Consider the following 7,641-nt stretch of genomic DNA (forward strand, 5'->3'; position numbering starts at 1 on the left):
TTTTTTTAAGGCAATTTTTAAATGAATAATAAGAAAATAGTTTGGATTACGGGAGCCTCCTCAGGAATAGGAAAGGCGATTGCAAAATTGTATAATGAAAAGGGAGATTTTGTAATTTTATCTTCCAGGAATCAGGAAAGCTTAGAAAAGGTTCAAGCTGAGCTAACCAACCCAAAAGAATCCTTTATTCAACCGCTCGATTTAGTGCAAATAGACACTTTTGATGGCATTGTTAAATCTTTAATAGATGCCTTTGGTAGGATTGATATATTGGTGAATAATGGCGGAATTAGTCAACGAAGTACTGTCGCGGAAACGCCTCTTTCGATAGATCGTAAAATAATGGAAGTGAATTATTTTGGTAATATTGGTCTAACCAAAGCATTGTTGCCTTATCTACAGGCTCAAAAGTCGGGTCATATTGTAGTTATTTCAAGTATTGCGGGTAAATTTGGCTTTTATTTGCGTTCCGCTTATGCAGCTTCAAAGCATGCATTACAAGGTTTTTATGAAAGTTTGTTGTTGGAAGAAGCTAAAAATAATATTTTTGTGACCATAGTTTATCCTGGTAAGATTAATACGCCTATTTCACTCTCCGCTATTAATGCGGCAGGGGAAGCTCATGGTGTAATGGATCATAATCAAGAAACTGGAATGCCAGCAAGTACCTGTGCGAACATAATTATTAAAGCCGTTGAAAAAAAGAAAAAATCCATCCTTGTAGGGAATAAGGAAATTAAAGCTGTTTATCTCAAACGTTTTATCCCTGCTTTGTTTTGGCGTGTTATTAAAAATCAAAAACCTACCTAAGCTAAATGAATAATTTACCTCTTGAATTTTACAATGAAAAATTGCTTCAATATGAAGTGGACTTAAAAAAGAATAAAAAACAATTATTGGTATTCGCACTTTTGCGTTTATTGATTTTTTTAGTGACTGGTCTAGGTATTTATTTAACTTTATCTATCAAGCTATTGCCTATTGCTATTGCTGTCATTGGTTTTGCTGTTTTTTTAAGGCTGATCGTAAAACATGCTGCTTTAAAGAAGGAAAATGGGTTTTTAAAAAATTTGGTTTTTATCAATACCAAAGAGATTGACTATTTGACTAAAGGAGACTTGGCTTATGCTAATGGAGAAGAGTTGATAGATGGTAATCATTTTTACGCCGCAGATATTGATGTGTTTGGTCCAGGTTCCATTTTTAATATCATTAATAGAACACATTCTTTAGAAGGCAAGAAAAAATTAGCAAATTTATTAACTGCTAACGAAATAGATGGAATTGAAGAAAAGCAAGAAATGATTAAGGAATTAGCAAATAAAGCCGATTGGCGTCAAAAATTTCAAGCTAAAATCAATACCATGGAAGCTGCTATTTCGCAAAAAGTAGTCATGGATTGGTTAAAGGCCTATGAAGCCATTGTACATCCTTCTTTCAAGAAAATTAAATACCTATTTCAAGGTTTAACGCTGGTTTTTTTAATTGGCTATATTTTTGACTTCATCAATTATTTACCACTTCTACTTTTGTTTTTTGTAGGCCTTTTTATTTCTGGTAAGTACGTCGGTAAAATCAATAAGTTTAATGTGCATTTGTCGGAGTTAAAACAAGTATTTAGTTCTTATGCCGACCCAATAGCAAGTGTAGAGGCCGAAGAGTTCAGGGCAAAATTAAACCAAGAGGTACAGGCTAATGTTAAAAAAGAGGGGGAGAGTGCTTCTCAATTAATACATGAGTTTTCGAAATATTTGAGTGCCTTAGACCAAAGAAATAATATCCTCTTTGCTGTGCTGGGGAATGGCTTTTTATTATGGGATATTAGTCAAGTGAATAAAATTGATACCTGGTTAAAAAATCATGTCCAAGATATTGAAGGTTGGTTCAATGCCATTACTTATTTTGAAGCGAATAACAGTTTAGGTAATTTTTCCTATAATCACCCAACTTATACTTTTCCAAAAATTAATAAGCAAAGTAATGATGTTATCCAGGCAAAACAATTGGGGCATTTAATGATAGATGCTAAAAAAAGAGTCAATAATGATTTTAAAATTGGTACCAATGAATTTGATATCATAACCGGCGCAAATATGGCTGGAAAAAGTACATTTTTACGAACAGTAGCCTTGAGTATTGTTAGTGCAAACGTTGGATTACCTGTTTGTGCAACTTCTTTTGAATATAACCCTATTCGTTTGATTACTAGTATGAGAAATAATGATTCTTTACAGTCTGATTCTTCTTACTTTTATGCAGAACTTGTTCGCCTTAAAACCATCATAGATGCCATTGCTGAAAAGCCATATTTTATCATCTTAGATGAAATATTAAAAGGGACGAATAGTAAGGATAAAGAACAAGGATCTATTCAGTTAATGCACAAATTGTCCAAGTCAAACTCTGCAGGTATTATTGCTACGCATGATTTAGGTTTATGTGAAATTGAAAAAGAGTTGGATAATATCACTAATCTATATTTTGATGCAGAAATTGAAAATGATGAGTTGTATTTTGATTATACTTTAAAATCAGGAATTTGTCAAAATATGAACGCTTCTTTCTTGTTGAAGAAAATGGCAATTATTTAGTAGTCTTCAGACATCCTGTTAGGTAAAATCCACCCATCAATACTGCTTTATCTAAAATGAAAAACGATTGATAATTAGTCCCAAATTCTTCTAGGATAAATACCTGGCGGAAAAGAACAGGCATCATAACCTTCTTAAGTTTAAAATATTTAGCGAACTTATTAGGCTATCCTTACTTGGTTTCGTAGGGGTAAAATAAAACACAATAGCAGCACTGTGCTCTAGAAACTTTTTTTTATAAGGTGTTAATTTCTTCGCTAAGCTTTTGCTTCGCATAGATGGAAGCATAAGCGCCGTTTAAGGTTAATAAATCATCATGTTTACCGGATTCTACAATTTTCCCTTCATCTAGCACTAATATTCTATCGGCATATTTAATACTCGAAATTCTATGACTGATAATAAAGGAGGTACTATTTTTTAATTGATTTTGAATGGCGTTTAGAATCAATTCTTCCGTCTCGTTATCCACTGCCGACAAGCAATCATCAAAGATGACAAATTCAGGTTGCTTAATCAGTGCCCTTGCGATAGAGATTCTTTGTTTTTGACCACCAGAAAGATTAATTCCTCTTTCTCCTAATTTAGTTTCATATTGTGCGGGAAATTCTAAAATAGATTCATGAATGCCGGCACTTTTAGCAGCGTTAAAAACCATTTCGTCAGGAATATCGGATGCTTTCAAACCAAAAGTAATATTGTTTCTAATACTATCGGAAAATAAGAAATGTTCTTGGGGTACATAGCCAATTAAATCTCGCCAACTATCAATATTCAATTCATTCAAGTTTTTACCATCAATTTTTATACTTCCTTCTGTGGGATCTAGCAATCTAAGTAGGAGGTAAGCAAGAGAAGACTTTCCTGAACCGGTTTTACCAATAACGCCTATGGTTTCTCCTTTTTTTATTTGAAAATTGACATCTGTTAAAGCACGAACACCAGAGTTTTCGTAGACCAAGCCAACATTTTTAAAAACAATTTCCTTGGCAAAAGTTACCTTTTCCGTAGAAGGGTTAATAATTTCAGGCGTTTCTTTTAAAAACTCATTAATTCTAGCTTGAGAAGCTGCCGCTCTTTGGATTAAGGAAGTCACCCAGCCAACAGAAGCAAAAGGCCAAGTTAACATGTTGATAAAGATTACAAATTGTGCGATTTCACCTGCATTAATCAACCCTTCTCTCGCTTGTAAAATCCCTAAATAAATGGTGATGATATTACTTAATCCTATCAGAAAAACAATCGTCGGCATAAAAAGCGCAGAAGTTTTAGCTAAAGATAGGGAGGCTTCTTTATAATTTACGGCTTGGGTATTAAAGTTTTTAATAGATTCTTTTTCTCTGATATAAGACTTGATTACTCGAATTCCTGAAAAATTTTCTTGTACAAAAGTAGATAATTTAGATTGTTCGGACTGCACCAAGTTACTCTTTTTATTTAGTTTAAAACTAACGAAATAGATTAAAACAGACATGACTGGAAGTGGTGCTAAAACGTATAGTGTTAAAATTGGGCTGACCCTTAACATGACAAAAATAATTAATCCCGACATGATGACTAAGTTAATGGTATACATGATACCAGGTCCTAAATACATTCTGACCTTAGATACGTCTTCACTAATTCTATTCATTAAGTCACCCGTAGCATTTTTTTTGTAAAAATTGAAGGATAATTTTTGGTATTGATCGTAAACTTCGTTTTTTAAGTCGTATTCAATATAACGCGACATTTTAATGATCGTTTGGCGGGTGTAAAATAAAAATATACCTTTTAAAACAGAATAAAAGACATATAATCCAGCACTCATCAAGGCTATTTTTAATATCGCTCCTAAACTTACGTCGCCATTTGTTAAATCAGAAGATACTAAATCATTGATGGTATCTTTCACAACTCCAGGCATCATTACACCAAAAACATTGGATATAAAAATGAATAGAATACCAAGCAATAGATACCTTTTATATTTGAATAAAAATTTGTTTAAATAATAGAGTGAAGACATTTAATTGATTATTTTTGCAACAAAATTAATCAAAAGTAAACATCAATTAGTCTATATAAAAATAAACTTACATTTTATGTTCGAGGTAAAAGATATAAAAGAATCTGAATTTGCAAATAATCCTATAATTCAAAGGATGACACAGTATAATCATGAACAATTACTTTTTTGTAATGATAATGCAACTGGTTTAAAAGCAATTATTGCAGTACATAATACCATTTTAGGGCCAGCTTTAGGCGGGACTAGAATGTGGCAATACACGAATGAATTGGAAGCATTGAATGATGTTTTAAGATTATCTCGTGGTATGACTTACAAAAATTCTATTTCAGGTTTGAATTTAGGAGGTGGTAAAGCAGTAATCATAGGAGATTCTAGAACACAGAAAAACGAAGCGCTTTTTAGAAGGTTTGGAAAATTTGTTCAAAGTCTAGGTGGTAAATATATTACTGCAGAAGACGTAGGTATTTCTCCGCAAGATATGACTTGGGTAAACATGGAAACAGATCATGTGGTTGGTTTACCAGGTAAAAGTGGGGATCCTTCTCCAGTAACAGCTTATGGTGTTTATATGGGGATGAAAGCAGCTGCTAAGGCAAAATATGGTTCCGATTCTTTAACAGGAAAAAAGATTGCTGTTCAAGGGGTAGGTCATGTTGGCGAATATTTAGTAAAGAATTTAGCCAAAGAAAATGCAGAGATTTATATCACAGATATTCATGAAGAGACATTAAAAAATGTTTCTGAAAAATATGGCGCTAAAGTGGTTGGATTAGAGGAAATATATGACATTGATATGGATATTTATGCACCTTGTGCTTTAGGTGCAACCGTAAATGACGACACTTTATCTCGCCTTAATTGCGACATAATAGCTGGTGCTGCTAATAACCAATTAAAGTTGGAAGATGTTCATGGTGAATTAGTAAAAACAAAAGGTATTTTATATGTACCTGATTTTATGTTGAATGCTGGTGGTGTTATTAATTGTTTTGCAGAAGTAAAAGGATTAACTAGCGAATGGGCTATGTCCAAAGCAGAAGATATTTACCAAACTACACTTAATATCATCAATCGTTCTGAAAACGAAAACTTGCCGACATATAAAATTGCGAATGCCATGGCTGAGGAAAGAATTAATGCAATTGGAAAAGTAAAATTACCATTATAATGTTAAACAGAAGACATTTAAGAATAAAGACATTACAGATATTATATGCCTTCTATCAAACAGAAGATGCGGAATATAAAAAATTCGAAAAAGAGTTATTCGGCTCTATGAGTAAAATGTATGACTTGTACATTTATTTTTTATTGGTATTTGAAGAATTAGAAGGTTTTGCAGTTGAAAGAATTGAAGAACGAAAACTAAGAAGAGTTGCTAGTCAAGATGATTTAACACCTAATACAAAGTTTATTGATAACCGAATCATTAAGTTGTTGAAGGAAAATCAAGAATTAAGAGGGAAGTCCGAATCAAGAAAGATAAACTGGAGCTCTGCTGAGAAGAATGATTTGATTAAAAAAATGTTCTTGGCAATTACAGAAAGTGAAATTTTTGAAACTTACATGGATAGTGAGGATAAAAGTTTTGCGGATGACAAACAGTTCTTAATCGAATTGTTTAAAACTGAAATTGCAAACTTTGGCCTGTTACACGACTTTTTAGAAAATGAAACCGTTTATTGGCAAGATGATATTGATTTGGTTTGTTCTATGGTGATTAAAACCATTAAAAATGCCGAAGAACATGAGTTGGAAGATGAAATTAACTTATTACCTTTGTTTAGAGACGAAGAAGATGAAGTTCGTTTTGTGGAATGCTTAATGAGAAACATTGTGGATAGAGATGCTGAAAACAATGAATTGATTAACAAATTGACCAAAAATTGGGATTTAGATCGAATTGCGAAAATGGACATCATTATTTTAAAAATGGCCATTACAGAATTAATTGTCTTTCCTTCAATACCTGTCAAGGTATCTTTGAATGAATACATTGAAATTGCTAAATTTTATAGCTCTCCGCAAAGTAAAGTCTTTATCAATGGGGTATTAGATAAATCAATTGTGGTACTAACCAATGAAGGACTGATTAAAAAAACCGGTAGGGGACTACTGACTTAAAACAATAGAATGAAATTAGGAATATTTTTAATTATTACAACACTAGGTGCATTTGTTTCTTGTACTAATAATGCGGGACAATTGGCTGAAGAGAGAAAAGAAAATTTTGCTGCTTTACTCGAAAAACCAACCGAGATCTCCTTTGAAGAAGATGCTTTTGATTTTGGAAAAGTAGTGGATGGTGAAAAAGTACAGCATACCTTTCATTTTACCAATACAGGTGATAAAAGCTTGGTGTTGATTGATGTAAAAGGATCCTGCGGTTGTACTGTACCGGAAAACTGGCCAAAAGCACCCATTCAACCAGGAGAAACCGCTCAGATTGATGTGACGTTTGATTCAAAAAATAGAGTGGGAATCGTTAGAAAAACAGTAAGAATACAAGCAAATACAAACCCTTCAGTTACTACTTTAACTATTACTGGGGAAGTGACTGAAAAAATTTAAATACAAAAATAACATGAAATTAAATTTATTACAAGCTGCCGCTGAAGGTGGAAGTGCATTACAACAGTTTTTACCATTAATTTTAATCGCTGTCGTTTTTTATTTCTTTATGATTCGCCCACAAATGAAAAGATCAAAAGAAGCCAAAAAGTTTAGAGAAAGTATAGCAATTGGAGATAAAGTAATTACTTCTGGTGGTATACACGGAAAAATTCTAGAAGTAACGGATACAAATGTATTAATTGCCACGGAAGGAAGTGGTAAAATAAGAGTAGAAAAAGGTTCTGTAACGAGTAACGAAATGGAGCAATTGGCAAATAAAAAATAAGCCTTCATAATTTTATTAAAAACCCAGACCGATAGTCTGGGTTTTTTTATGTCTAAAAAATGTCACGTCCTGAAATAGCGATACACTAAAACAGTAGTGTAATGAAAACATCAGAAAACATGGGGTATGTGAAACGT

The 7,641-nt window shown here is 32.8% G+C and carries 7 protein-coding genes; 6 read left to right on the plus strand and 1 reads right to left on the minus strand.

Translation table 11 applies throughout. The features are described 5' to 3' along the window. The first annotated feature begins 21 nt into the window (after nt 1–21). Together DNU06_RS15375 and DNU06_RS15380 are read left to right on the plus strand one after the other, a co-directional pair. On the plus strand, nt 22–810 hold the full coding sequence (locus DNU06_RS15375) for an SDR family oxidoreductase (protein ID WP_111064388.1): 789 nt from the start codon (nt 22–24) through the stop codon (nt 808–810). A gap of 5 nt (nt 811–815) precedes the next feature. Continuing rightward, the gene (locus DNU06_RS15380) at nt 816–2,591 is read left to right on the plus strand and encodes a MutS-related protein (protein ID WP_111064389.1); all 1,776 of its coding nucleotides are present in this window, start codon (nt 816–818) and stop codon (nt 2,589–2,591) included. A gap of 235 nt (nt 2,592–2,826) precedes the next feature. Here DNU06_RS15380 and DNU06_RS15385 read toward each other — a convergent pair whose 3' ends face one another. Next, a complete protein-coding gene (locus DNU06_RS15385) occupies nt 2,827–4,599 on the minus strand; it encodes an ABC transporter ATP-binding protein (protein ID WP_111064390.1) in 1,773 nt (590 codons plus the stop codon). A gap of 76 nt (nt 4,600–4,675) precedes the next feature. On the opposite strand from DNU06_RS15385, the gene DNU06_RS15390 reads away from it, so the two are divergent. Genes DNU06_RS15390 through yajC form a run of 4 tightly spaced genes read left to right on the plus strand, consistent with a single transcriptional unit; the run spans nt 4,676 to nt 7,504 of the window. Beyond that, complete coding sequence (locus DNU06_RS15390; RefSeq protein ID WP_111064394.1) at nt 4,676–5,773, plus strand: Glu/Leu/Phe/Val dehydrogenase dimerization domain-containing protein; 1,098 nt, start codon at nt 4,676–4,678, stop codon at nt 5,771–5,773. Beyond that, complete coding sequence (gene nusB / locus DNU06_RS15395; RefSeq protein WP_111064391.1) at nt 5,773–6,729, plus strand: transcription antitermination factor NusB; 957 nt, start codon at nt 5,773–5,775, stop codon at nt 6,727–6,729. The genes DNU06_RS15390 and nusB overlap by 1 nt, the downstream gene beginning before the upstream one ends. A 9-nt stretch (nt 6,730–6,738) precedes the next feature. Next, nucleotides 6,739–7,176 carry a DUF1573 domain-containing protein gene (locus tag DNU06_RS15400; protein WP_111064392.1) on the plus strand — a complete coding sequence of 146 codons (438 nt, stop codon included), beginning with the start codon at nt 6,739–6,741 and terminating at the stop codon, nt 7,174–7,176. Nucleotides 7,177–7,189: 13 nt separating this feature from the next. Beyond that, complete coding sequence (gene yajC / locus DNU06_RS15405; RefSeq protein ID WP_111064393.1) at nt 7,190–7,504, plus strand: preprotein translocase subunit YajC; 315 nt, start codon at nt 7,190–7,192, stop codon at nt 7,502–7,504. Nucleotides 7,505–7,641: the final 137 nt, after the last annotated feature.

The sequence above is a fragment of the Putridiphycobacter roseus genome (genome assembly GCF_003234935.1).
GTDB lineage: Bacteria > Bacteroidota > Bacteroidia > Flavobacteriales_D > Crocinitomicaceae > Putridiphycobacter > Putridiphycobacter roseus.